Raw genomic sequence first — 2500 nt, forward strand, 5'->3', positions numbered from 1 at the left:
GTTGAAACCATGGATGGCCTAGCCGGCCGGATATGGTGGAGGGACTGGAGGTAGGAAGGAAGCTTGTCGCTCTGGATCGTTTGTTGTTCGTTGTCCGCCAGGACAATGTCTGATGAACGATCGGATTACCGTTGCCTGACCGCGCGGTATCGGATCCAATCTCGAGAAGCTGGTCTTAAAGATGAGATTGCAAGCGAACTGCTCGGCGTAGTTCCAATAAAGCAGTCTTGTCGAACACGTCGATGGCATTGTTGGATTGACTGGGTTGTAAAAGGTAACCCGGTCTGTTGCTGTTTCCTTCGGGATGCGGGCAACGAGATGATGAGCATTGGCAATGAGAACGATTAAGTGTCGTAAGGGCATTTGGTGGATGCCTTGGCATGCACAGGCGATGAAGGACGTGATACGCTGCGAAAAGCCGTGGGGAGCTGCGAATAAGCTTTGATCCATGGATCTCCGAATGGGGCAACCCACCTTAAATGCTTGGAAAATCTAAGTTGTGCTTCGGTACGGCTTAGGTTTCCAAGCATTGTGATAAGGTATCTGCACCTGAATAAAATAGGGTGTAAGAAGCGAACGCAGGGAACTGAAACATCTAAGTACCTGCAGGAAAGGACATCAACCGAGACTCCGCAAGTAGTGGCGAGCGAACGCGGACCAGGCCAGTGGCAATTGTGGTTAAAGTGGAACAAGCTGGAAAGCTTGGCCGTAGTGGGTGACAGCCCCGTACGCGTAGATACCATGATTGTCCTAGAGTAGGGCGGGACACGAGAAATCCTGTCTGAACATGGGGAGACCACTCTCCAAGCCTAAGTACTCGTGCATGACCGATAGCGAACAAGTACCGTGAGGGAAAGGTGAAAAGCACCCCGACAAGGGGAGTGAAATAGAACCTGAAACCGGATGCCTACAAACAGTCGGAGCCCGCAAGGGTGACGGCGTACCTTTTGTATAATGGGTCAACGACTTAGTGTAACAAGCAAGCTTAAGCCGGTAGGTGTAGGCGAAGCGAAAGCGAGTCTGAATAGGGCGATTTAGTTTGTTGCATTAGACCCGAAACCGAGTGATCTAGCCATGAGCAGGTTGAAGGTTGGGTAACACCAACTGGAGGACCGAACCCGCATCTGTTGCAATAGATTGGGATGACTTGTGGCTAGGGGTGAAAGGCCAATCAAACTCGGAAATAGCTGGTTCTCCGCGAAATCTATTTAGGTAGAGCGTCGACCGAATACCCCCGGGGGTAGAGCACTGGATGGGCTATGGGGACTCACCGTCTTACTGATCCTAACCAAACTCCGAATACCGGGGAGTACTAGTCGGCAGACACACGGCGGGTGCTAACGTCCGTCGTGAAAAGGGCAACAACCCTAACCTCCAGCTAAGGTCCCCAAGTCATGGCTAAGTGGGAAAGGATGTGAGGATCCCAAAACAACCAGGATGTTGGCTTAGAAGCAGCCATCATTTAAAGAAAGCGTAACAGCTCACTGGTCTAAATAAGGGTCTTTGCGCCGAAAATGTAACGGGGCTGAAGCCATGCACCGAAGCTGAGGATGTGTAGCAATACACGTGGTAGCGGAGCGTTCCGTAAGCTGATGAAGGGAGACCCGTGAGGGCTCCTGGAGGTATCGGAAGTGCGAATGTTGACATGAGTAACGATAAAGAGGGTGAGAGACCCTCTCGCCGAAAGACCAAGGGTTCCTGCTTAAAGTTAATCTGAGCAGGGTTAGCCGGCCCCTAAGACGAGGCGGACACGCGTAGTCGATGGGAACCACGTTAATATTCGTGGGCCTGGTGGTAGTGACGGATTGCTCAACTTGTGAGGTCTTATTGGATTGATCTTGCAGGGACGCGGTTCCAGGAAATAGCTCCACCGTATAGACCGTACCCGAAACCGACACAGGTGGTCAGGTAGAGTATACCAAGGCGCTTGAGAGAACTATGTTGAAGGAACTCGGCAAATTGCACGCGTAACTTCGGAAGAAGCGTGACCCCATGATACGCAAGTATGGTGGGGTGGCACAGACCAGGGGGTAGCGACTGTTTATCAAAAACACAGGGCTCTGCGAAGTCGCAAGACGACGTATAGGGTCTGACGCCTGCCCGGTGCTGGAAGGTTAAGAGGAGAGGTGCAAGCTTTGAATCGAAGCCCCAGTAAACGGCGGCCGTAACTATAACGGTCCTAAGGTAGCGAAATTCCTTGTCGGGTAAGTTCCGACCTGCACGAATGGCGTAACGACTTCCCCGCTGTCTCCAACATAGACTCAGTGAAATTGAATTCCCCGTGAAGATGCGGGGTTCCTGCGGTCAGACGGAAAGACCCCGTGCACCTTTACTATAGCTTTACACTGGCATTCGTGTCGGCATGTGTAGGATAGGTGGTAGGCTTTGAAGCGGGGACGCCAGTTTCCGTGGAGCCATCCTTGAAATACCACCCTTATCGTCATGGATGTCTAACCGCGGTCCGTTATCCGGATCCGGGACAGTGTATGGTGGGTAGTTT

1 rRNA gene (only partly in view) is annotated in these 2500 nt (G+C 52.0%); it reads left to right on the plus strand.

The features are described from left to right. Nucleotides 1–342: 342 nt before the first annotated feature. Nucleotides 343–2500 (plus strand): 23S ribosomal RNA (locus PMI09_RS29370); it runs 643 nt beyond the window's last position.

The sequence above is a fragment of the Rhizobium sp. CF122 genome (assembly GCF_000282035.1).
Classification (GTDB): Bacteria; Pseudomonadota; Alphaproteobacteria; order Rhizobiales; family Rhizobiaceae; genus Rhizobium.